Origin of the sequence: Paracoccus ravus (assembly GCF_004522175.1) — a bacterium.
Taxonomy (GTDB): Bacteria; Pseudomonadota; Alphaproteobacteria; order Rhodobacterales; family Rhodobacteraceae; genus Paracoccus; species Paracoccus ravus.
This window is the reverse complement of record NZ_SDEB01000031.1, coordinates 1-22,001: the sequence shown is the minus strand read 5'-3', so window position 1 is coordinate 22,001 and position 22,001 is coordinate 1. Positions and strand designations below refer to the sequence as shown.

27 protein-coding genes and 1 pseudogene are annotated in these 22,001 nt (G+C 63.5%); 17 read left to right on the top strand and 11 right to left on the bottom strand.

Going from position 1 to position 22,001, the window contains the following annotated elements; genetic code table 11:
* Position 1 precedes the first annotated feature (1 nt).
* The gene (locus ESZ60_RS17945; protein ID WP_134682088.1) at positions 2 to 190 is read right to left on the bottom strand and encodes a hypothetical protein; all 189 of its coding nucleotides are present in this window, start codon (positions 188 to 190) and stop codon (positions 2 to 4) included.
* Positions 191 to 246: 56 nt separating this feature from the next.
* Here ESZ60_RS17945 and ESZ60_RS17940 point away from each other — a divergent pair, with 56 nt between their 5' ends.
* On the top strand, positions 247 to 702 hold the full coding sequence (locus ESZ60_RS17940; RefSeq protein WP_134682087.1) for a type II toxin-antitoxin system RatA family toxin: 456 nt from the start codon (positions 247 to 249) through the stop codon (positions 700 to 702).
* Between the two features lie 4 nt (positions 703 to 706).
* On the opposite strand, the gene ESZ60_RS17935 is transcribed toward ESZ60_RS17940, so the two are convergent.
* Positions 707 to 1,315 carry a gamma-glutamyl kinase gene (locus ESZ60_RS17935; RefSeq protein ID WP_134682086.1) on the bottom strand — a complete coding sequence of 203 codons (609 nt, stop codon included), beginning with the start codon at positions 1,313 to 1,315 and terminating at the stop codon, positions 707 to 709.
* 288 nt (positions 1,316 to 1,603) lie between these two features.
* On the opposite strand from ESZ60_RS17935, the gene ESZ60_RS17930 reads away from it, so the two are divergent.
* Positions 1,604 to 1,810 (top strand): hypothetical protein, encoded by a 207-nt coding sequence (locus tag ESZ60_RS17930; RefSeq protein ID WP_134682085.1) that lies wholly within the window; start codon positions 1,604 to 1,606, stop codon positions 1,808 to 1,810.
* A gap of 54 nt (positions 1,811 to 1,864) precedes the next feature.
* On the opposite strand, the gene ccrA is transcribed toward ESZ60_RS17930, so the two are convergent.
* Both ccrA and ESZ60_RS17920 read right to left on the bottom strand, forming a co-directional pair.
* Positions 1,865 to 3,154 (bottom strand): crotonyl-CoA carboxylase/reductase, encoded by a 1,290-nt coding sequence (gene ccrA, locus ESZ60_RS17925; RefSeq protein ID WP_134682084.1) that lies wholly within the window; start codon positions 3,152 to 3,154, stop codon positions 1,865 to 1,867.
* Positions 3,155 to 3,280: 126 nt separating this feature from the next.
* Entirely contained in the window at positions 3,281 to 4,174 is an 894-nt protein-coding gene (locus tag ESZ60_RS17920) for an alpha/beta hydrolase (protein WP_167620218.1), read from the bottom strand.
* 247 nt (positions 4,175 to 4,421) lie between these two features.
* On the opposite strand from ESZ60_RS17920, the gene ESZ60_RS17915 reads away from it, so the two are divergent.
* Positions 4,422 to 6,392 (top strand): protein meaA, encoded by a 1,971-nt coding sequence (locus ESZ60_RS17915; RefSeq protein ID WP_134682082.1) that lies wholly within the window; start codon positions 4,422 to 4,424, stop codon positions 6,390 to 6,392.
* A 6-nt stretch (positions 6,393 to 6,398) separates the two neighbouring features.
* On the opposite strand, the gene ESZ60_RS17910 is transcribed toward ESZ60_RS17915, so the two are convergent.
* Positions 6,399 to 7,247: a LysR family transcriptional regulator gene (locus ESZ60_RS17910; protein WP_134682081.1), complete on the bottom strand. Its 849-nt coding sequence runs from the start codon at positions 7,245 to 7,247 to the stop codon at positions 6,399 to 6,401.
* Positions 7,248 to 7,346: 99 nt separating this feature from the next.
* On the opposite strand from ESZ60_RS17910, the gene ESZ60_RS17905 reads away from it, so the two are divergent.
* The 10 genes from ESZ60_RS17905 (at position 7,347) to rpmE (ending at position 13,248) form a co-directional block, all read left to right on the top strand.
* Positions 7,347 to 7,934, top strand: a complete 588-nt coding sequence (locus tag ESZ60_RS17905) for an FMN-dependent NADH-azoreductase (protein ID WP_134682080.1) — start codon at positions 7,347 to 7,349, stop codon at positions 7,932 to 7,934.
* Positions 7,935 to 8,139: 205 nt separating this feature from the next.
* On the top strand, positions 8,140 to 9,636 hold the full coding sequence (ffh, locus tag ESZ60_RS17900; RefSeq protein WP_134682079.1) for a signal recognition particle protein: 1,497 nt from the start codon (positions 8,140 to 8,142) through the stop codon (positions 9,634 to 9,636).
* Positions 9,636 to 10,169, top strand: a complete 534-nt coding sequence (locus ESZ60_RS17895) for a GNAT family N-acetyltransferase (protein ID WP_134682078.1) — start codon at positions 9,636 to 9,638, stop codon at positions 10,167 to 10,169. Before ffh ends, ESZ60_RS17895 begins: the two co-directional genes overlap by 1 nt.
* A 38-nt stretch (positions 10,170 to 10,207) precedes the next feature.
* Positions 10,208 to 10,504 (top strand): chorismate mutase, encoded by a 297-nt coding sequence (locus tag ESZ60_RS17890; RefSeq protein ID WP_134682077.1) that lies wholly within the window; start codon positions 10,208 to 10,210, stop codon positions 10,502 to 10,504.
* A 45-nt stretch (positions 10,505 to 10,549) separates the two neighbouring features.
* Complete coding sequence (gene rpsP / locus ESZ60_RS17885) at positions 10,550 to 10,909, top strand: 30S ribosomal protein S16 (protein WP_134682076.1); 360 nt, start codon at positions 10,550 to 10,552, stop codon at positions 10,907 to 10,909.
* Between the two features lie 6 nt (positions 10,910 to 10,915).
* Complete coding sequence (gene rimM, locus ESZ60_RS17880; protein WP_134682075.1) at positions 10,916 to 11,434, top strand: ribosome maturation factor RimM; 519 nt, start codon at positions 10,916 to 10,918, stop codon at positions 11,432 to 11,434.
* Positions 11,431 to 11,766: a hypothetical protein gene (locus ESZ60_RS17875; protein WP_134682074.1), complete on the top strand. Its 336-nt coding sequence runs from the start codon at positions 11,431 to 11,433 to the stop codon at positions 11,764 to 11,766. The genes rimM and ESZ60_RS17875 overlap by 4 nt, the downstream gene beginning before the upstream one ends.
* Positions 11,763 to 12,638: a tRNA (guanosine(37)-N1)-methyltransferase TrmD gene (trmD, locus tag ESZ60_RS17870; protein ID WP_134682073.1), complete on the top strand. Its 876-nt coding sequence runs from the start codon at positions 11,763 to 11,765 to the stop codon at positions 12,636 to 12,638. Before ESZ60_RS17875 ends, trmD begins: the two co-directional genes overlap by 4 nt.
* Positions 12,635 to 13,015: a 50S ribosomal protein L19 gene (rplS, locus tag ESZ60_RS17865; RefSeq protein ID WP_134682072.1), complete on the top strand. Its 381-nt coding sequence runs from the start codon at positions 12,635 to 12,637 to the stop codon at positions 13,013 to 13,015. The genes trmD and rplS overlap by 4 nt, the downstream gene beginning before the upstream one ends.
* 11 nt (positions 13,016 to 13,026) lie before the next feature.
* A complete protein-coding gene (gene rpmE / locus ESZ60_RS17860) occupies positions 13,027 to 13,248 on the top strand; it encodes a 50S ribosomal protein L31 (protein ID WP_134682071.1) in 222 nt (73 codons plus the stop codon).
* 121 nt (positions 13,249 to 13,369) lie between these two features.
* Here rpmE and ESZ60_RS17855 read toward each other — a convergent pair whose 3' ends face one another.
* Both ESZ60_RS17855 and ESZ60_RS17850 read right to left on the bottom strand, forming a co-directional pair.
* On the bottom strand, positions 13,370 to 13,591 hold the full coding sequence (locus ESZ60_RS17855) for a hypothetical protein (protein WP_245155765.1): 222 nt from the start codon (positions 13,589 to 13,591) through the stop codon (positions 13,370 to 13,372).
* Entirely contained in the window at positions 13,588 to 13,836 is a 249-nt protein-coding gene (locus ESZ60_RS17850; RefSeq protein ID WP_134682070.1) for a hypothetical protein, read from the bottom strand. The genes ESZ60_RS17855 and ESZ60_RS17850 overlap by 4 nt, the downstream gene beginning before the upstream one ends.
* A gap of 261 nt (positions 13,837 to 14,097) precedes the next feature.
* On the opposite strand from ESZ60_RS17850, the gene ESZ60_RS17845 reads away from it, so the two are divergent.
* From ESZ60_RS17845 to ESZ60_RS17835, 3 genes are all read left to right on the top strand, one after another.
* A complete protein-coding gene (locus ESZ60_RS17845; protein WP_134682069.1) occupies positions 14,098 to 14,877 on the top strand; it encodes a division plane positioning ATPase MipZ in 780 nt (259 codons plus the stop codon).
* Between the two features lie 68 nt (positions 14,878 to 14,945).
* Positions 14,946 to 16,139, top strand: coding sequence for an efflux RND transporter periplasmic adaptor subunit (locus ESZ60_RS17840; RefSeq protein WP_134682068.1), 1,194 nt, complete (start codon positions 14,946 to 14,948; stop codon positions 16,137 to 16,139).
* Positions 16,136 to 19,201: an efflux RND transporter permease subunit gene (locus ESZ60_RS17835; protein WP_134682067.1), complete on the top strand. Its 3,066-nt coding sequence runs from the start codon at positions 16,136 to 16,138 to the stop codon at positions 19,199 to 19,201. Before ESZ60_RS17840 ends, ESZ60_RS17835 begins: the two co-directional genes overlap by 4 nt.
* A 380-nt stretch (positions 19,202 to 19,581) precedes the next feature.
* On the opposite strand, the gene ESZ60_RS21160 is transcribed toward ESZ60_RS17835, so the two are convergent.
* The 4 genes from ESZ60_RS21160 to ESZ60_RS21910 all read right to left on the bottom strand — a co-directional run bounded on the left by ESZ60_RS21160 (position 19,582) and on the right by ESZ60_RS21910 (position 21,347).
* Positions 19,582 to 19,953: a DMT family transporter gene (locus ESZ60_RS21160; protein ID WP_209021353.1), complete on the bottom strand. Its 372-nt coding sequence runs from the start codon at positions 19,951 to 19,953 to the stop codon at positions 19,582 to 19,584.
* Positions 19,838 to 20,455, bottom strand: a complete 618-nt coding sequence (locus ESZ60_RS17830; RefSeq protein WP_209021352.1) for a DMT family transporter — start codon at positions 20,453 to 20,455, stop codon at positions 19,838 to 19,840. The genes ESZ60_RS21160 and ESZ60_RS17830 overlap by 116 nt, the downstream gene beginning before the upstream one ends.
* A 99-nt stretch (positions 20,456 to 20,554) precedes the next feature.
* The gene (locus tag ESZ60_RS21155; protein WP_245155764.1) at positions 20,555 to 20,974 is read right to left on the bottom strand and encodes a helix-turn-helix domain-containing protein; all 420 of its coding nucleotides are present in this window, start codon (positions 20,972 to 20,974) and stop codon (positions 20,555 to 20,557) included.
* The gene (locus ESZ60_RS21910) at positions 20,901 to 21,347 is read right to left on the bottom strand and encodes an AraC family ligand binding domain-containing protein (protein ID WP_425331333.1); all 447 of its coding nucleotides are present in this window, start codon (positions 21,345 to 21,347) and stop codon (positions 20,901 to 20,903) included. Before ESZ60_RS21910 ends, ESZ60_RS21155 begins: the two co-directional genes overlap by 74 nt.
* A gap of 501 nt (positions 21,348 to 21,848) precedes the next feature.
* On the opposite strand from ESZ60_RS21910, the pseudogene ESZ60_RS21425 reads away from it, so the two are divergent.
* Positions 21,849 to 22,001 (top strand): annotated as a pseudogene (locus ESZ60_RS21425) (IS481 family transposase); the annotation flags it as partial.

The window sequence follows — 22,001 nt, the reverse complement described above, 5'->3', positions numbered from 1 at the left end:
CTCAGGGCCTTTGCAGATGGATACCGCGCGGGCGGTCCATCTGCGCCCAATCCGGCCAGAGGCCCAGCCATTCGACGCCGACGATCACCAGGCAGATGGCGATAATGCCGAAAATCAGCCGCACCCGCTTGGCGCTTGGCGGGTTCCTTGCCCAGCGAGAGGCGCGGATCAGCCAGATGAGGTTGTTCATGCGCCCCTTCCTTTGCTAAGTGCAGCGCGACACGGAACAAGCGCCGGGACAAAGTCTTGCCTCATCACAGCGACAGCCGCATCCTGCCCTATTCTGCCGACCAGATGTATGGGCTGGTTGCCGATATTGAAAGCTATCCGCAATTCCTGCCCTGGAACAGCGCGGCCCGCATCCGCGCCCGCAAGCCCGGCGCGGGTGGCAGCGAGGTGGTCGAGGCCGATCTGGTCATCAGCTTCAAGGTCTTCCGCGAGCGTTTCGGCAGTCGCGTGACGCTCTGGCCTGCCGAGAAGCGGATCGACACCGAATATCTCGACGGGCCATTCAAATACCTTAAAAGCGGCTGGACCTTTGCCGACCTGCCCGAGGGCGGCAGCCGGATCGAATTCTTCGTCGATTTCGAATTCCGCAACGCCATCCTCGGCAAGGTCATCGGCGTGGTCTTCCACGAGGCCATGGTCCGCATCGTGCGCGCCTTTGAAGAGCGCGCCAAGGCGCTTTACGGCCCGGTTTAGAGCCTCATTCGGCGGTCTGGCGTGCCGCATCCCAAAGCGCATATTCTCCGGCAAGGGCCTCGCGCGCCATGGCCTCGGTCTCGGGAGAAAGCTCGGTCGCGGTCTCGGGCGAGACATTGGTGAGGTTCAGGCTGATATCCACCCCGATGCGTTTACCCAGAAACGACAGCAGCGCATCCATCGCCTCGTAGCGAAAGACATGCTCGACGGCGGGTCGGCCCTCATGGTCCAGAAGGAAGTCGGATTGCCGCCCCAGCCTTGCATGGGCGGGGCGTCGTCCATCCTCCAGATAGTCGCGCAGGAACTGATCGAAGCTGAGATGGGCGGTGCTGTTCTCATGCCCGATCAGCCCGTCGCGCGTGCGGAAGCGATACCAGCTTCTCAGCCAGTCGAGCGGCTCGCGCAGCACCGCCACGCTTTCGAATGGCGCGCCGCCCAATGGCGCGAGCAACGGCTTGATCCGCTTGAGATATTGCCGTTGGTTCAGGTGCTTGATCTCGGGTCGTGCGCGAAAGACGATCTCGGCGCGGGGTGCCAGCGCCTGTTCCAGCGCGGTCGTGCCTGTCTTTGGGACGGAAAGCAGGACGAGACGCGGTTGAAGAAAGATCAGCATGCATGGCCCATTGTCGCGCAGTTCCCTCCGGCTTAGCCGGGTCGCGGCAGAAGGCGCAACCCGGCAATATTTCCACACAGAATAAGACGCGTGGCAGGGGCGAGCCGGTGGCGAGGATTTTGCTGGCCGCAGCCAGCGTTTGCTGGGGTTTTGGGCAAAATTCAGGCTTTCTGTTGGCGCTATCGGCAAATTTGTCCACAACCGCGTCGCGGCGCATTCCCCGGCTTCGGGCAGGGTGATTCTATGGCATATTGGGTCACGGGGAGGGCATCCATGTGAGGTTTGCCCATGATCGAACTGCTTTTCGTCACCTGTCTGACCGCCAGTCCAACGCAATGTCAGGACCGCTCATTGCTCTTTGCCAATGAGGTGGGGTTGATGACCTGTATGCTGCACGGCCAGACGCAACTCGCGCAATGGATCGAGACCCATCCCCGCGAGACCGTCCAGAAATGGGGCTGCCGCCTGCGCGGCAAGGGTCAGGTCGAGACCTGAGGCCCAGTAGGGCCGCGCAAGGTAGCACGCCCCAGGTTCCACCACCCGATCGCCTCAGCGGCGCATGGCCTCCAGCGCATCCTCGAAGGTGCGCAGCCCGGTGCGGGGGGCCTGAACCAGAACCGCCATATTTCCCGGCTTGTGCTGGTTGCGATACATTTTCAGATGTGCCTCGGGGATTTCGGCCCAAGGGAAGACCTCGGACATGCAGGGGTCGAGGCGGCGCTCCAGCATCAGCTTGTTCGCGGCGCTCGCTTGTTTGAGATGCGCGAAATGGCTGCCTTGCAAGCGCTTTTGATGCATCCACATGTAACGCACGTCGAAAGTACAGTTGAACCCCGTGGTGCCCGCGCAGATCACCACCATGCCGCCTTTTTTGCAGACGAAGGTCGAAACCGGAAAGGTCGCCTCGCCGGGATGCTCGAAGACGATATCGACATTGTTGCCCTTGCCGGTAATGTCCCAGATTGCCTTGCCGAAGCGGCGGACCTCGTTGAACCACGCCTTATATTCCGGGGTGTTCACCGTGGGAAGCTGGCCCCAGCAGGTGAAATCCTTGCGGTTGATGACGCCCTTGGCCCCGAGGCCCATGACGAAATCGCGCTTGTCCTCTTCCGAGATCACCCCGATCGCATTGCCGCCCGCCGCGTTGATCAATTGGATCGCATAAGAGCCTAGACCGCCCGAAGCCCCCCAGACCAGCACATTCATGCCGGGCTTCAGCTCATGCGGTTCGTGGCCGAACAGCATCCGATAAGCGGTAGCCAGCGTCAGCGTGTAACAGGCGGATTCCTCCCATGTCAGATGCTGGGGGCGCTTCATCAATTGCTGCGCCTGCACACGGGTGAACTGGGCGAAACTGCCGTCGGGCGTCTCGTAGCCCCAAATGCGCTGGGTCGGGCTGAACATGGGATCGCCGCCATTGCATTCCTCGTCATTGCCATCGTCTTGATTGCAATGGATGACGACCTGATCCCCGACCTTCCAGGTCTTGACCTTGTCGCCGACCGCCCAGACGATGCCAGAGGCATCCGAACCCGCGATGTGATAGGGCGCGCCATGCCCGTCGAAGGGGCTGATCGGCACCCCCAGCCCGGCCCATATCCCATTGTAATTGACGCCCGCCGCCATCACGAGGACCAGAACTTCGTTGCTGTCGATGGGGGGCGTCTCGACGACCTCGATCTGCATCGCCTTATCAGGCTCGCCATGCCGCTCCCGCCGGATTGCCCAAGCATACATCTGCCTCGGGACATAGCCGAGGGGCGGCATCTCTCCGATCTCGTAGAGGTCTTTCTCCGGCGCGTCATAGGGCGCGATGGGGGTCGGGGCGTCGAGTGCCATCAGCTTCTCCTGTCTTGCCGCGGCGCAGAATCAGCGGCCTCTCAGATTGGGTAAAACTGACCGCGCAACATTGCAATAAAAATTCAGGCGATGTGCGCAATAATATGTCCCGACGATTTTCGGGCTTCAGCCCGAGGCCCGGGGCGAAAGGTGGCGTTCCAGAAAGCCCGCAAGATCGTTCAGCACGCCTGGGCTGACAAAGGCCGCCGTGCCGTGGCCTTCATCGCTTAGCAGTTCCACATCGAGCGGGGCGTTGGGATCGACCAGATGCCATGCATCGCGCAGATGCTCGGCCTGATGGCCCGAAACGATATTGTCCCGCATCCCATGACGGATCATCAGTGGCGGCAGGCGCACGCCCCGCGCCATGTTCTCCAGCCGCCCGACCGGACTCATGGCGGTGGCCTCTTGCCTACGTTCGCCGACGGCATAGCCGACCAGCAGGGATTCGACGCTTTGCGCGGAATCGGCGGGCGGGCGGGTCACGGTCAGATTGTTGCGCGCCATGTCGCGATCCATGCTGCCGAAATCCATCGGGCCATAGAAATTCACCACGGCGGCGGGACTAGCCCCGGCCTGCACCAAGCTCAGCGCCGCAGAAACCGCCAGAAACGCCCCAGCCGAGCGGCCCTTCAATGCAATGCGTGCAGGGTTGAGGCCCAGTTCCGCGCCATGCTTGTGCAGATAGGCTACGGCGCTCAACACATCCTCTTGCTGCGCGGGCCAGCGGTCCTGTTGCGACAGGCGGTAATTCATCCGCACGACGGCAATGCCGCGATCCAACACCTGCTGCGGCAGAGGCAATTCGCGCTTGTCCCCCATCCGGAAGCCACCGCCATGTATATCGAGCAGCACCGGCGCTGCGCCCGCACCCTTGGGCCGGTGGATGTCCATGATGTTGCGGGGTGAATTCCCAGCATAAGCGATATCGAGGAAATCCTGCTGCATCGCGGCCTTGGTCAGTGAAGGGGCGGCCAGCAGGGCGGCCATCGAGGCAATTGCGGTGCGTCGCGTAATCATGGCTCTCCTCATCTGGGCCGAGGCGCGTGCTTTGACGCTAACATCGGTTGCGCGAGGCGCAAAAAGGATGCGTGTCGCAAGCGGGACCACAGGGTCTGTTTGCCTGCGGATGTGACATTCCTGCCCACATCTCGGCAGGGGACCCGGCTTCTACTCCCGGCAAGGCGGTTCTGCATTGCGGCGAATTGACGGGGTTGTTTTGTTTCTGTATCGCTATCCCTGCCGTAATAATCTTGCGAGTCGAGTAATGGCTGAGCGTTCTACGACCAAAGACAAGCCTTGGCTTTTTCGCACCTATGCGGGCCATTCCACGGCGGCCAAGTCCAATGCGCTTTACCGGATGAACCTTGCCAAGGGGCAGACCGGGCTTTCGGTCGCCTTCGATCTGCCGACCCAGACGGGCTATGACAGCGATCATATTCTGGCGCGGGGCGAGGTCGGCAAGGTCGGCGTACCGATCTGCCATTTGGGCGACATGCGGGCCTTGTTCGACCAGATCCCGCTGGAGCAGATGAATACCTCGATGACGATCAACGCGACCGCGCCTTGGCTATTGGCGCTGTATATCGCGGTGGCCGAGGAACAGGGCGCGGATGTCGCGGCGCTGCAAGGGACAGTGCAGAACGACATCATCAAGGAATACCTGTCGCGCGGGACCTATATCTGCCCGCCGAAGCCCAGCCTGCGCATGATCACCGATGTCGCGGCCTATACGGCGCGACATCTGCCGAAATGGAACCCGATGAATGTCTGCTCCTATCATCTGCAAGAGGCAGGGGCGACGCCCGAACAGGAGCTGGCCTATGCGCTCGCGACCGGAATCGCGGTTCTGGACGATCTGCGCGGCAAGGTCGGGGCCGATGAGTTCCCGGCGATGGTCGGGCGGATTTCTTTCTTCGTGAATGCGGGCATTCGTTTCGTCACCGAGCTATGCAAGATGCGGGCCTTTGCCGAACTTTGGGATGAGATCTGCCTTGAGCGTTACGGCATCGAGGAGGAACGCTACCGCCGTTTCCGCTATGGCGTGCAGGTCAACAGCCTTGGTCTGACCGAGCAGCAGCCGGAAAACAACGTCTATCGCATCCTTCTGGAAATGCTGGCTGTGACTTTGTCGAAAAATGCCCGCGCGCGGGCGGTGCAACTTCCGGCTTGGAACGAGGCGCTGGGCTTGCCGCGGCCTTGGGATCAGCAATGGTCGCTCAGGATGCAGCAGATATTGGCCTATGAGACGGACCTGCTGGAATATGGCGATCTGTTCGATGGCAATCCGGCGATTGCGGCCAAGGTCGAGGCGCTGAAGGCGGATGCCCGCGCCGAATTGGCGACGCTGGACGATATGGGCGGAGCGATTGCGGCGATCGACTATATGAAATCGCGGTTGGTCGAGGCGAATGCCGCGCGGCTTGGTCGGATCGAGGCGAATGAGACGGTCGTCGTTGGCGTGAACCGCTGGCAGCAGGGCGAGCCTTCGCCTTTGACGGCGGGCGACGGCGGCATCATGGTCGTCGATCCGGCGGTCGAGGGCGAGCAGGTGGCAAGGCTGCGGGCCTGGCGCGAGGCCCGCGACGAGACGGCCGTCGAGGCCGCCCTCGTCGCGCTGCGCGAAGCCGCGCAGAACGGGGCCAACATCATGCCGCCGAGCATCTTGGCGGCCAAGGCTGGGGCAACGACAGGCGAATGGGCCGCCGTGCTTCGGCAGGTTCATGGCGAATATCGTGGGCCGACGGGCGTGTCGGCTTTGCCCTCGAACCGGACTGAGGGGCTGGAGGCAATCCGCGATGCGGTCGATGCTGTCAGTCATCGGCTGGGGCGGCGGCTCAAGTTTCTTGTCGGCAAGCCGGGCTTGGATGGGCATTCCAACGGGGCCGAGCAGGTCGCCTGCCGGGCGCGGGATTGCGGCATGGACATCACCTATGACGGCATCCGCCTGACCCCAGAAGAGATCGTCGCGCGGGCCGTAGCCGAGGGCGCGCATGTCGTCGGTGTCTCGATCCTGTCCGGCAGCCATATGCCCTTGATGGAAGATTTGATGGAGCGGATGCGCCGCGCTGGGCTTGGCCATATCCCCGTCATCATGGGCGGCATCATCCCCGACGAGGACGCGGACCAGTTGCGCCAGATGGGCGTGGCGCGGGTCTATACGCCCAAGGATTTCGAGCTGAACCGGATCATGATGGATATCGTCGCCCTCGCCCAGCCGCGCGAGGCGGCGGCCTGAGCGGGATCAGCTTTCATTGCGCAGCGCCTTCAGCACCGCCTGCACCTTGGGCGAGCGGTGCAGGTCGACATGGCTCACGAGCCAGAGCTGCGAATCCCATTCCGGCCGCAGCATGACCTCGGTCAGATCGGGGGCCTCGCCGGGCAGCAGCCAGCCGAGGCCGAGTCCCGCCCGCATCGCCGCGAGCCGCGCTGGGCCGTCATTGCTGATCATGGCGACCCGCGCCTGCGGCAGACGCTCGGCCATCCAGCGCATATGCGGGGCGGGGCGCGCCTCGGAACCGGGCAGGATGAAGCGATGGGCGGCGAGATCGGTGACCGGGCCGTGGCGCTCGAGATAGCTCGCCGAGGCATAGAGCCCTATCGCGATCCGGCACCACGGGCTGACGACATAGTCCGGCTCGGAAGGCTTGCTGCCCGCCCGGATCGCGACATGGGCCTCGCCCGCATCGAGCCGGAACAGGCGCGGATCGGTCAGATAGTTCAGCTGCAGGCCGGGATGCTGGCGCATCAGCAGCACAAGCCGCGGCATCGCGAGCTCGGCCACGCCGAGGACCGAGGTCACGGTGATCTCGCCCTCGATCCGCTCGCCTGTGCCTGAGATCCGCGCCGCCATCTGCGCGAAACGCGCCTCGGCGGCGGACCCGGCATCGAGCAGCATCCGCCCGGCCTCGGTCAGCGTGTAGCCGCGGGCATGGCGCTGGAAGAGCCGCGCCCCGAGCCTTGCCTCGAGCGCGTCGATGCGGCGGATGACGGTGGCGTGATGCACATCCAAGAGATGCGCCGCGCCGCTGACCGTGCCGCTGCGTGCGACGGCCAAGGCGGTCCTGATATCGTCCCAGCTATCCTGATCCATTGTGCGCCCATGCACAGTCAATGCGCGAGTATCGCCATTTTGTTCATTTCTGCAAATCCCTAATTCCTGTTCACAACTTGGACACGGGAGACCCCTCAGATGAACATCCTTCACATCGACAGCGCGATCACCGGCGATGCCTCGGTCTCGCGTCAACTCACCGCTGATATCGTCGCCAAGCTGCAAGCCGAGAACCCGGCAGCGGCAGTGACCTATCGCGACCTCGCGACCGGCGTTCCGGCCATCGACAATGACTGGTTCCAAGCCGTGCGCCTTGCCCCCGAGAACCCGTCTGATGCGCAAAAAGCGTTGATCGCGACCTCGGACGCCTATCTGAAAGAAGTGCAGGATGCCGACGTTCTGGTCATCGGCCTGCCGATCTACAACTTCACCATCACCGCGCAGCTGAAAAACTGGCTCGATCAGATCGCCCGCGCCGGGATCAGCTTCCGCTATACCGCCGAAGGCCCCGAGGGTCTGCTGAAGGGCAAGCGCGCCATTGTCGCCTATACCTCGGCCGGCACGCCGATCGGCTCGGAGGTCGATTTCGCCTCGGGCTACCTGCGCCACATCCTCGGCTTCATCGGCATCACCGATGTCGATTTCGTCGCCGCCGACCGCCTGGCCTTCGACCGCGATGCGGGTCTGGCCCGCGCTCAGGAAGCTCTGGACAAGATCGCTGCCTGATCACGCTTTTCACGAAAAGGACGGCCTTCGTTGACTCGGGGGCCGTTTTTTCGTATCAGCACCCCCGACTCCCGGAAGGACTGCCCTTCCGGTCCCCGCCAAGCGGGGATCGCCCCCCGTCAGCGCGTTGCGCCCACGGGGGCGTTACTGCTTATCACGTCCCGCCACGCGGGATGCACGGAAACCGATCTACGGAGGGCCGCCGATGTTTGAAAATCTGTCCGACCGCCTTGGCGGCGTATTCGACCGGCTGACCAAGCAGGGTGCGCTCAGCGAGGATGACGTCACCGCCGCGATGCGCGAAGTCCGCGTCGCGCTTCTGGAAGCCGACGTTTCGCTGCCGGTGGCGCGCAGCTTCGTGAAAGCGGTCACGGCCAAGGCCACGGGCGCCGCCGTCACCAAGTCGATCACCCCCGGCCAGCAGGTCGTGAAGATCGTCCATGACGAGCTGATCAAGGTCCTGCAGGGCGAGGGCGAGCCCGACGCGCTGCGGATCGACAACCCGCCCGCGCCGATCCTGATGGTCGGCCTGCAGGGCTCGGGCAAGACCACCACCACCGCGAAACTGGCGAAGCGCCTCAAGGACCGCGAGAAGAAGCGTGTGCTGATGGCCTCGCTGGACACCAACCGCCCGGCGGCAATGGAGCAGCTGGCGATCCTTGGCCAGCAGATCGGCGTCGATACCCTGCCGATCGTGCCGGGCGAGACTGCCGTGCAGATCGCCAAACGCGCCAAGCAACAGGCGACGCTGGGCGGCTATGACGTCTTCATGCTCGATACCGCGGGCCGTCTGCATATCGACCAGGTCCTGATGGACGAGGTGCAGGCTGTTCGCGACATCGCCAATCCGCGCGAGACGCTGCTTGTCGTCGATGGTCTGACCGGTCAGGACGCGGTCAATGTCGCGACCGAGTTCGACGCCAAGGTCGGTGTCTCGGGCGTCGTTCTGACCCGGATGGACGGCGATGGCCGTGGCGGCGCGGCGCTGTCGATGCGCTCGGTGACCGGCAAGCCGATCCGTTTCGTCGGTCTGGGCGAGAAGATGGACGCGATCGAGGTTTTCGACGCGCATCGCATCGCGGGCCGCATCCTCGGCATGGGCGATATCGTCGCCCTCGTGGAAAAAGCGCAGGAAGTGCTGGAGGTCGAACAGGCCGAGCGCATGATGAAGCGCTTCCAGAAGGGTCTGTTCAATATGAACGACCTGAAGAACCAGCTTGAGCAGATGCAGAAGATGGGCGGCATGCAGTCGATCATGGGCATGATGCCGGGCATGGGCAAAATGGCCAAGCAGGCCGAGGCCGCCGGTTTCGACGACAAGGCGATCCGTCGTCAGGTCGCGCTGATCAACTCGATGACCAAGAAAGAGCGTGCCAACCCGGACCTGCTGCAAGCGAGCCGCAAGAAGCGGATCGCGGCGGGCGCGGGCATGGATGTGGCCGAGCTGAACCGTCTGCTGAAGATGCAGAAGCAGATGGCCGACACGATGAAAAAGCTCGGCAAGATGGGCAAGGGCGGGATGCTCAAGCAAGCCATGCGCGCGATGTCCGGCAAGGGCGGCGGTCTGCCCGACATGGCCAATGTCGATCCGGCGCAGATGGCCGAGGCGACCAAGATGCTGCAGGACCCCAAGGGTCTCGGCGGTCAGCTTGGCGGTCTGAACCTGCCCGGCGGGCTGTCGGGGCTGTTCGGTAAGAAGTGATGTCGCATAGGTTCGAGACCCTCAGCGTGGATGTTCCGGTGATCGAGACCGATCGCCTGATCCTGCGCGCGCCGAGGTTCTCGGATCTGGACGCGATCACCGCCTTCGGCCTGTCCGAGCGCTCGCGCCATGTCGGCGGGCCTATGCCGGAATGGAAAAGCTGGACCTCGCTCAGTTCCATGATCGGCCATTGGGTCATTCGCGGCTATGGCTGGTGGATGATCGAGGACAAGGCCACCGGTCATGTCGCCGGGCGCACCGGGATCGGTCATCATATCGACTGGCCCGAGCCGGAACTGGGCTGGCATCTTTACGAAGGTTTCGAGGGCCGCGGTATTGCCTTTGAGGCGGCGCTTGCGGCGCGCGCCCATGCGCATGGCGTCATGGGCCTTGGCCCGGTCATTTCGCTCGTGGCTCCGCAGAACACCCGCTCGAGGCACCTTGCCGAACGTCTGGGCGCGACGCCGGAAGGTGAGACCGAGATTCGCGGCGCGACCTGTATCATCTATCGCCATCCGATGGGGACGGCGTGATGGACGAATTTCTCAGCCCAGCCAGCCCGGAGACCTGCATGACCGAAGCCACCGCCCGCGCAGCAGACCTGTTGAAAGAGCACCGTGCCAGCATCGACCGGCTGGATGCGATCTTGGTCTATACGCTGGCCGAGCGTTTCAAGCACACCCAATCCGTCGGCCGCCTCAAGGCCGAACACGACCTTCCTCCGTCCGATCCCGCCCGCGAGGCGAGCCAGATCGAGCGGTTGGAACGCCTCGCGCGCGAGGCCGATCTCGACCCGGAATTCGCGCGCAAATTCCTGAACTTCGTGATTTCGGAAGTCATCCGGCATCACGAAAACTTCCAGAAGTAAGGCGGGTCCTCCCCGCTAAACCCGCCATTCAAAGGAGAAATCGCAATGGCTATGAAAATCCGTCTGGCCCGTGGTGGTTCGAAAAAACGCCCGCATTACGCAATCGTCGCGACCGACTCGCGTATGCCGCGCGATGGCCGCTTCCTCGAGAAGCTGGGCACCTACAACCCGCTGCTGGCAAAAGATTCGGAAGACCGCATCAAGATGAACGTCGAGCGCGTTCAGTACTGGCTGGGTCAAGGCGCACAGCCGACCGACCGCGTTGCACGCTTCCTCGAAGCCGCTGGCGTGACCCCGAAAACCGAGCGCAAAAACCTGAAAAAAGGTGAGCCGGGCAAAGCTGCCAAAGAGCGCGCCGAGAAAAAAGCCGCTCGCACCGCCGCTGCTGCCGAAGCTTCGGAATAATCCCCGATGGCCGAGCGGATCTGTGTCGGCGCTATCGCGGGCGCCTTTGGTGTCCGGGGTGAGGTAAGGCTGAAAAGCTTTACCTCGGAACCCAATGATATCGCCAATTACGGTCCGCTCTGGTCCGAGGATGGCAAACGCTCGTTCACCGTCCGCCTCTCGCGGCCGGTGACGGGCGGGCTTGGCGCCCGGCTTTCGGGCGTCGAGACTCGCGAGGATGCCGAGGCGCTGAAAGGCGTGACCCTCTGGGCGGATCGCGACAAGCTTCCGGCGCTGCCGGACGACGAATTCTATCACACCGATCTGATCGGCCTTTCCGTCTATGACGCGGGCGGCGTGCTGATCGGCAAGGTCCGCGCGGTCTATGACCACGGCGCGGGCGATATCCTTGAGATTTTCGGGCCGGGTCGCAAGCAGACCTTGCTGCTGCCCTTTACCCGCGCCTTCGTTCCCACGGTGGACATCGCGGCCGGTCGCATCATCGCTGACCCGCCCGAAGAAACCGACGAGGAACCCGAGGAATGAACCGCCTCGTGCCTCTGATCGCCGGTTTCGCGCTCATGCTGGCCGGACCGTTACTGCATGGCATGAGCGGCAGCGACACGCCGGATGCCTATCTGTTCGCGCCGATCCTGCTGGCCGGAGCAGCTTCGCTGTTGGTCGGGCGCAATTTCTCGTTCGATCTGCGCCTTATCGCGCAGGGCATCCTGATCTGCGGCTTGCTCGTGCTGGGCATGTGGTATCTGGGCGGGTTGACCGCGCCGGTGACGATTGCCCCCGCCGCTCCGGTTGGCGTGGCGATTGCCGGGGCGTTGATCGCCTCTGCCGCGAACCTTATGAAACGCCGCAACGCATGAGTGACGAATCCAAAGCCGCTGGCTCGAAATCGCACGGTCGGCTGTCGATCAAAGCGAGCCTGCAACCCCGCGACCTGATGGCCGAGCCACAGGTGAAAGGCGCATGGACCGCGCAGATCGTGACGCTGTTCCCCGAAGCCTTTCCCGGCATTCTGGGCCTGTCGCTGACCGGCCGCGCGCTGGCCGAGGGCTTGTGGAACCTGCGCACCACCGATCTGCGCCCCTTCGGCATCGGCAAGCACCGGAATGTCGATGACACGCCCGCAGGCGGCGGGGCGGGCATGGTGATCCGCGCCGATGTGATGGATGCGGCTTTGCGCGATGCGGGGCCGGACCTTCCGGTGATCTATCTTTCGCCACGCGGCAAGCCCTTTACGCAGGAGCGCGCCCGCGAGCTTGCGAGCGGTCCCGGCATGACCCTGATCTGCGGTCGCTTCGAGGGCGTCGATCAGCGCGTTTTGGACGCCCATAATGTCGAAGAAATCAGTATTGGCGATTATGTCCTGACCGGCGGCGAACTTGCCGCGCAGGTCTTGATCGACGCGACGGTTCGCCTTATACCGCGCGTGCTGGGGAATCAGGACTCTCTGGCCGAGGAATCCTTTTCCGACGGTCTGCTTGAACACCCCCAATACACGAAGCCCGCCCAATGGGAAGGCCGCGAGATCCCGGACGTTCTGCTGTCCGGCAATCACGCGGCTATTGCCAATTGGAGAAGGGACATGGCCGTAAGGCTAACTAAGGAACGCCGCCCCGACCTGTGGCGGGCATATGAGCAAGCTCATATGGACCCGGCAAAGGACCGACAGCTCTCGGGCGCATCAGACCAATCGCGGGCATACCGTGAGCAACCAGAGGATAAAAAGCGATGAACCTGATCGCCCAACTCGAAGCCGAGCAGATTGCTGCGCTCGGCAAAGAAATCCCGGATTTCAAGTCCGGCGACACCGTTCGTGTCGGCTACAAAGTCACCGAAGGCACGCGTTCGCGCGTCCAGATGTATGAAGGCGTTGTGATCTCGCGCAAAGGCGGCGGCATTGGCGCTTCCTTCACCGTGCGCAAGATCTCGTTCGGCGAAGGCGTCGAGCGCGTTTTCCCGCTCTATTCGACCAACATCGACTCGATCACCGTCGTGCGTCGTGGCCGCGTTCGTCGCGCCAAGCTGTACTACCTGCGCGATCGTCGCGGTAAGTCGGCTCGTATCGCTGAAGTCACCAACTACAAGCCCAAAGCTGACGCCAAGGCCTGAGGAAACGCGCCATGAAAGCAGAAATTCACCCCGACTACCACGTCATCTCGGTCAAAATGACCGACGGCACCACCTATGCCGTGCGTTCGACCTGGGGCAAAGAAGGCGACACCATGTCGCTGGATATCGACCCGACCTCGCACCCGGCCTGGACCGGTGGCTCGGCCAAGCTGATGGATACCGGCGGCCGCGTGTCGAAGTTCAAGAACAAATACGCTGGCCTCGGCTTCTGAGCCTGACGCAAGTCGTGATATCGAAACGCCGCCCCTCGGGGCGGCGTTTCTCGTTCCGGGACCGGTTGCGAAGGGTGGGCGACTTCGAACCGGGTATGCCCGGCATTCAGGTCCGGGGTGGTCAGATCATGCCCGCGAAAAGCGGTGACCAGACCGGGAGCGATGCACGTTCCACGCCCAGAGGCCTGCCGGTCAGGCGGCCCCGACCGGTATCAATCATCACGCGCCCGTCGTGAAACCGGCGCAGCACTGGCCCCTGCACACTTTGATAGGCGGAAAGTGCGATGGTCGCATAGCTGGGCTGCGGTTCCGGGGATTGGAGAAGGTGGTGAAGGCGGATCACGACAGGCCTCCCTTGCTGTCCATGCGTTCGACAAAGATCCTCCAGCGGGACGGATCGCGGTTGCGCATCAACTCGTCCGATGTCTCGACCGGCTCGCGCGTCATCAGGACAAGCGGGATGTCGGCGATCGCATGGGGCCGCCCGGTGCTGCGGTCGATCAGCGAGACCGCATAGCGCGGACGCGCGGGGATGGCTCCGCGAATGGCGCGATCGGCGAAAGCCGACAGATGGTTCATCATCGTCATCTCTGGCTCCTTTCCTGCCGAGGTCCGACAGTCCTTGGGGACAGGGTTATTACGACACGATTCGTCGTCTTTTTCAAGAAAATATCTACTGTATCGGTCGTGTTAAAATTTTCTCTCTTTTTATGGGTTTGGCCAAAACCGGCTGTGAAGGAGCAAGCTGTTTCCCGAATGACGCATCCGTGAATTCCCGCTCTGGTGGCGCTTTCCAAGGGCACGGTCGCTTCGTATGGTCCGGCAGGATCGCGTTTCAAAGAGGAGCCCATGGCGCATATCATCGTCGTCGGAAACGAAAAGGGTGGCTCGGGCAAGTCCACCACCTCGATGCATGTGGCGACGGCGCTGGCGCGGATGGGGCATCGCGTGGGGGCGCTGGATCTGGATGTGCGCCAGCGCAGTTTCGGGCGCTATCTGGAAAATCGCGCCTATTTCCTGAGCCGCGAGGGGCTGGATCTGCCGATGCCGCTGCTGGGTCATCTCGAACCCGAAAGCGACGGCATCGATCCGCTTTCGCGCGCGGTCGAAACCTTGGAGCCGGATTGCGACTTCATCCTGCTGGACTGTCCCGGTTCGCATACGCGGCTCAGCCAGATGGCACATACCCTTGCCGATACGCTGATCACCCCGATGAATGACAGTTTCATTGATTTCGACCTGCTGGCGCGGCTTTCGCCCGACGGCAAGATCCTTGGCCCCTCGATCTATGCCGAGATGGTCTGGCATGCCCGCCAGTTGCGCGGGCAGGCCGGGGCAGGGCCGATTGATTGGCTGGTGCTGCGAAACCGCCTCGGCACGCAGCAGATGCATAACAAGCGCAAGGTCGGCGGCGCGCTCGAGACGCTGTCGAAACGCATCGGCTTTCGCGTCGCGCCGGGCTTTTCCGAGAGGGTGATCTTTCGCGAACTCTTTCCGCGTGGGCTGACGCTCTTGGATCTGAAGGATATCGGGACCGAACAACTCAGCATGTCCAATATCGCCGCCCGCCAGGAATTGCGTGACCTGATCGGCGAATTGCGGCTACCCGGCGTCACGGTGGCCATCTGAACATGGACCCGCCATTGTGGGCGGGGCGTTCGACTCCTAAGTAAGCTGGGAAGCTGGAGGAATACGGAATGACAGCAACCGGGCGGCTCGTGACGGCCGTGGCAGCGCTGCTGATGATCGGCGCTGGTCCCGCAACCCTCGGTGCCGATGCCAATGAGGCCGATGCCGCGGCGGTCATGCCCGATACAGCTATCGTCACCACGGCTCAGGCAGAGGTGACCGAAATCGAAGCGCGCGTTCCGGTCACCGGCTCGCTCGTGGCGCGCGATCCGGTCCAGATCCATGCCAATATCTCGGGCTACCAGATCCGCGAGATCCTTGCCGAGGCCGGAGATACGGTCGCGGCCGGAGATGTGCTGCTGCGCCTCGATGATGCGACGCTTGGCGCGCGGCTGGCTCAGGCCGAGGCCGAATATAGCCGCGCCGAGGCCGCGGTCAGCCAGGCCGAGACCGAGATCGTCAGCGCCGAGGCCATGTTGACCCAATCGGTTTCGGTGCTCGAACGGACCCGCAGCCTGCGCCGCAGCGGCAGCGCCGCCCAAGCGGTGCTGGATGATGCGATCGCCAATGAGGCCGCGGCCCGAGCCAGCGCGAATTCGGCCGCGCAAGGGCTGGCCGTGGCCAAGGCGCAGCTTGCGCAGGCCCTTGCGGCGCGCCGCATTGCCGAGCTGGACCTGAGCCATGCCGAGGTGACCGCGCCGGTCTCGGGACTTGTCGTGTCCCGCAATGCCGAGATCGGGGCCATGTCCGGATCGGGCGGCGAGCCGCTTTTCCGGCTGATTGCCGGAGGCGAGATCGAGATGGCCGGCGATGTAACCGAATCCGGCCTCGCGCAGATCGACAATGGCGACCGCGTGGAACTGGAACTGGCGGGCATCGGAGCCGTGGCCGGTCAGGTTCGGCTGGTTCCGCCCGCGGTCGATCCTGTCACGCGGCTCGGGGTCGCGCGCATCGCGCTGGCACCCGATCCGCGCCTGCGCATCGGGATCTTTGCCAATGGCTGGATCATCACCGACCGGCGCGAGGCTGTCACCGTGCCCGCCACGGCCGTTCTGGCCGATGCGGACGGAGCACGCTTGCAGGTCATCCAGGACGGCATCGTCGAGACCCGCCCCGTCCAGGCCGGGCTGTTGTGGCAGGGTCGGCGCGAAATCCTCGAGGGGCTCGCGCCGGGCGAATGGGTGATCGCGCGCGCCGGCGCGTTCTTTCAGGATGGCGACAAGGTGCGCGCTGCCCCCATGCCCGACAAAGCCGCGCCATGAATTTCGCCACCTGGTCCATTCGCCGTCCGGTCCCGCCGCTTGCGCTTTTCGCGGTCCTGCTTCTGGTCGGTCTCTACAGCTTCAGCCGGCTTGCCGTGACGGCGATGCCGAATATCGACCTGCCGCTGGTCAGCGTGACCGTCTCGCAGCCCGGCGCAGCACCTTCGGAGCTGACACGTCAGGTGATCCAGCCGATCGAGGATTCCATTTCCTCGATCACCGGCGTACGACATATGAGCTCGACCGCCACGGACAGTTCCGCGGTCATCACCGTCGAGTTCGAGCTTGAGACGAATACCGACCGCGCGGTGAACGATGTCAAGGACGCGGTCGCCAATGTCCGCGCCGATCTGCCGGAATCGATCGTCGAGCCACTGATCCAGCGCATTGATGTCAGCGGCATGGCGATCCTGACCTATGCCGTGACCGATCCCCGAAAGTCGATGGAAGAGATCTCGAAATTCGTGGATGACGTGGTCGCGCGCGACCTTTCCACGGTTCCGGGTGTCGCCAGCATCACCCGGATCGGCGGGGCGGACCGCCAGATCAATGTCGATCTTGACCCGGGCCGCGTGCAGGCATTCGGCCTGACCGCTGCCGAGGTCTCGGATCAGTTGCGGGCCAAGAACATCGACATGGGCGGCGGGCGCGGCGATCTGGCGGGGACGGAATATTCGATCCGCACGCTGGGCTCGGCCGCGGATGTCGCGCGGCTCGCCGCGACGCCCATCCTGATCGGGCAGGGGCGCACGGTACGGCTGGACCAGCTTGGCACGGTGACCGACGGCCCCAGCGAAGAGCGCAAATTCGCGCTTCTGGGGGGCAAGCCCGTCGTGGCCTTTGGGGTTTTCCGGGCCAGCGGCGAATCCGATCTGGGGGCGGGCGACGGTGCCAAAAAGCGCATTGCCGAAATCCTCGAACGCAATCCGGGCGTGCGCATCGATCTGGTGGATGATGCGACCACCTATACCTCGGCCAGCTATCATTCCACGATGGACACGCTTTACGAGGGCGCGGCGCTGGCCGTGATCGTGGTGCTGCTCTTCCTGCGCAATTGGCGGGCGACGATGATCGCCGCGGTCGCGCTGCCGCTGTCGATCATTCCGACATTCTTCGTGATGTATATGCTGGGCTTCACGCTCAACGGCATCAGTCTGCTTGCGATCACGCTGGTGACCGGCATCCTCGTCGATGACGCCATCGTCGAGATCGAAAATATCGTGCGCCATATCAATATGGGCATCCCCGCCTATGAGGCCAGCATGGAGGCGGCGAGCGAGATCGGCCTGACCGTCATCGCGATCAGCTTCTCGATCGTCGCGGTCTTTGCGCCGGTCAGTTTCATGGGCGGAATACCCGGCCAGTATTTCAAGCAGTTCGGATTGACGGTCGCGGTCTCGGTGCTGTTTTCATTGCTCGTGGCGCGACTGATCACGCCGATGCTCGCCGCCTATTTCATGCGGGGCAAGACGCATGTTGCCGATGAACGCGACGGCTTCGCTCTGGCAGGTCTCATGACCGTTCTGCGCTGGACCCTGCGCCACCGGTTCCTCACGCTGTTGCTGGGCCTTGGCGTCTTTGCCGGTTCGATCTTTTCGGCGACATTGCTGCCGACCGAATTCGTGCCTGCCCAGGATGTCGGGCGCAGCCAGATCTCGGTCGAATTGCCGCCCGGATCCACCCTTGCCGAGACCGAGGCCGTGTCGCGCCAGATCTCCGAACGCATTGCAACCGAACCCGAGGTGCGATCCGTCTTCGTCAGTGGCGGCGACGGGCAGGTGACCGATGCGCGCATCCAGATCAATTACGGCTCCAAGACCGAGCGTGATCGCTCGAGCTTCGAGATCGAGGAGGCGCTGAAGCGCAAGCTGGCCGACATCCCCGACATCCGACTGAGTTTCCTGAACGAGAACGGGACCAACGATTTCGAGGTGGCGGTGCTCGGCGATACCGAAGAGGCGGCAGCCGAAGCGGCCGAGCGCCTGATGACGGCGATGAAGAGTTTGCCCAGCCTCGAAGGGGTGACCTCTTCGGCGGCCTTGCAGCGGCCCGAGATCCAGATCCTTCCGCGCGACGGGGTGGCGGCCGAACTGGGGGTGACGGCCAGCGCTCTGGCGACCACCCTGCGCGTCGCGACGATTGGCGACACGGAATCCAATCTCGCCAAATTCAACACGGGCGAGGAGCAGATCCCGATCATGGTGCGCCTGAACGAGGCGGCGCGCAGCGATCTGATGACCGTGCGCAGCCTGCGCGTCCCGGCCGCGTCTGGGCTGGTTCCGCTGGAAACCGTGGCCGATGTGACGTTGGCCGCCGGTGCCTCCGAGGTCGGACGCTATGACCGGCGATACCGCACCACGGTTTCGGCCAATCTGGCGGATGGGGCCTTGCTGGGTCCGGTCAATGCCGAAGTCGCGGCGCTTCAGGAAGAGGTCGAATTGCCGCCCGGAACCGCCATCCAGCCGGCCGGTGATGCCGAGATCATGGGCGAGGTGTTTCAGGCATTCGCGGTGGCGATGGTCTCGGGCGTGGTGCTGACCTATGTCGTTCTGGTGCTGCTCTTCCATAGTTTCGTCACGCCCATCTCGATCCTGATGTCGCTGCCTCTGGCGATCGGCGGCGCGATCCTCGCGCTTTTCCTGACCGGTAACTCGATCAGCATGGCAGTGGTGATCGGCTTCCTGATGCTGATGGGGATCGTCACCAAGAACGCGATCATGCTGGTCGAATTCGCGATCTCCTCGATGGATCGCGGCACGCCCAAACGCGAGGCGATCCTTGACGCGGTGCATAAAAGGGCCCGGCCGATCGTGATGACCACGATTGCGATGACCGCAGGGATGGTGCCCTCGGCATTGGGAACCGGCGAAGGGGCCGAGTTCAGCGCGCCCATGGCCATCGCAGTGATCGGCGGTCTGCTGCTCTCGACGCTCTTGTCGCTGCTGTTCGTGCCCTCGCTTTTCTCGGTCATCCATGGCGGGCAGGTCGGCGCGGGCGGCTTGTTGCGGCGCTGGATCGGCGTGAACGCTCCCGAATCGCGCGAGACGGTGCAGCATCGCTAGGGGAACACGGTCGGGTTTCCGCGCACCCGCAATCTGTCCGCCGTCGGATTCCGTATCGCGGAGTCATGGAGGGCGGCCAGAAAGTTACGAATAATGGCGGTTTCCTCTGCAATTATTCGCCGGTCTGGAGGCCTTGTTTTTGCATTCCTCAGGCCCACACGGCCGACGTGCTGCCAACAAATTCACCGCATTCGTGCCATGAGGTGAGGGGTGATGAGGGAAACGCGATAAAGGCGCAAGCGCAGCGGAAACGCGCTGCCTTGGAGAGAAGAGTCCTGTCGGAAGCCAATTGGACGAGGCGATATCAAGCCCTTACGGGACCAATCTGCAATTCGGGCAGGGTTGCCAGCCACGCGGGCTCGGCTGCAGCCCCTTGGGGATCAAGGCCGCCGCTCGGCCGAGAGGGCGATAAAGCTACCTGACACGATCAGCCCTGCGCCAAGGACGGACGCCGGAGTGGTGGGTTCCGAGAGGATCGCCCAGCCCAGTGCAAAGCCGAACAGAGGCTCGGTTCCCATAAGGAAGCCGACGCGTGTCGGGCTGCTGCGCCGGAGGGCCGCGTTTTGAACAAAGAAAGCGCCCACCGTGCAGAAGAGGGACAGGAAGGCCAGTGCATCCCAGCCCGCGACATCCACGCTAAACAAGAAGCCTGCCGGCCCGGACTGGCCCAGAAGCAGCGCCTTGGCCAGCCCCGTGACGGTAGCGGATTGCACAGCGGTCAGTGCCGCGGAGGTCAGGCGGTTGCCCTCCATCAGGCGTTTGGACGTTACCACCCTGACCGCCGCAGGCCAGCCGCGCAGAGAACAGCAGATTTCCGGCCCCGAGCGCGCCCATGCCGCCGGACAGGACTATGATACCGCTCACCGCCATGATGGCGCCAGCCGTGACACCGGCAGGAGGCAAGTGGCGCTGCAGGCCATAGTCGAGAAAGGGGGTGAATATGGTGCAGAGCGAGATGATGAGGGTAGTATTCGTGACCGTGGTCATCGACACGCCCCATGTCTCGGGAAGGAAGATCGCACCAAGGATGCCCCCGAGCAACACGCCCGCCCATAGGTCCCTCGGCGGGGCCGCGCGCAGGTCGTGCCAGGCCAGGATGGTCATCAAAAACGCCGCCAATGCAAAGCGGTAGAAAATCAGCAGGAGAACCGGAAATTGCGTCAGCGCGCGCTTGGCGACCGGGTAGCTCGCGCCCCAGACCAGCGCCACGCCGAGCAGTGCCAGATCCGCCCAAAGCGTGCTCCGCCGTGCCATGACACTTTCCGCTACCCCCACCTTGCCCCCCGTATTGCCTGTGAGGTCAGCGCGGAATAGGCCGAAGGGCACGTCGCGATATAGACCGAAAACGCGGTGTCAGCCCTTGGCGAAGGGGGCAGGGGTGATGCCCACAATCGCCCGGAAGTGGCGCCCCTTGTGGCTCTGATCCGCGAACCCCGCCTGCGCCGCCGCCTCGGCCAGAGACTGGCCCGCGCGCAGCAGGCGCTTCACCAGCCGCACTTTCCGCTGCAGGTTGCCAGGAGGGGGCGGCAGGCCGGTGACGCGTCGAAAGGCCTCGATCGTCTGCCTGCGCCGCAAACCGGTCACCCGGCACAGTTCGTCCAGCGAGACATCCTCCTCGACATGGCTGTCGAGGTAGTCGACCGCATCCGCGATCCGCCCGTGGCACTGACGCTCAGGGGCAGAGTGCTGCGGTGCCAGTTCACGCAACAGCGCAGAAAGAACCGCGTCGAGCGCGACCTGCCGCGCCAGCCGATGCCGTGAGGCGTGCAACATGCCAGCCCGCAAATCTTTGCGCCAGATCAGGCCGGGCATGGAAGGCGGCATCGAAACCCAGCGCGCCTGCCGGGGCCCGCCAGGTGATGTCTTCCAGAAGCGTCCTCATTCCGGCCTCGGGAATGTAGAGCATTCGCTGCCGCCATCCGGCCTCGCTTCCCGCGCCGCCGTGAGGGATATCGCCCGGGCGCATCGTGACCACCGAGCCGCGCGGCACCTGGTGCATCTCACCGCGGCACCAGCCGGCATGGACGCCGCCTTCGATCACTCCGAAGAGATATTCGTCATGAGCATGGGGCTTGAAGATCTGCTTCAGGTAACGCGCCGATAGGGTCTCAACGCCAAAGGGGGCAGGGCGTGACCGCAAGGTCACCTTTTCGGTGGGGCTGTGCCGTTCCTCTTCCAGCAAGGCGCAAACGCGCCATACTCCGCCCCCGCAATGGGAAATGGCCTCTCAAGCGAGAGGCCATGACGATCGCAGGAGGGATGACTGATCGAACCCTGAAGGAAAGGGGCCTCGGCGGCCAGCCCTAAGATAAATGTTGAAGACTCGGGGTGCCGGCGGTAATTTTCCGGCACTTCTTGTTTTAGATCAATAACTTCCTTGTCTGGCACATGGCTGATGATGCAGGAAAGCTCCCGAAGAAATCTTCGAGAGGGAAGCGGCGTCGCTTTCCCCGGACACCCGGAGGTTTTTCGGTGAATTTTTTGCCGAAACCCGCATTGCGAGCGTTTCGGAACATTTCCAAGCCCTTACGACGCGCGTGGCCGTGAGAAATCCGAAGCAGGGCGCGTGTCAGGCGGGGGTGAGGAACGCGCTTATCTGTCCACTTAACCTTCTTTCCGTGCTATTTTCGGGAAGGAGGAACAGCCGATGGGACAGTCATCGACAGTGAAGAGGGGGCCGCCGCGTGATGCCGCGAGCAAGGTCGCGCAGCAGCGGATGAGCGTGCTGGAACTGGCCAGGGAGCTTGGCAATGTCGCCGAAGCCTGCCGGCAGCGCGGGATGGACCGGGCCAGTTTCTAC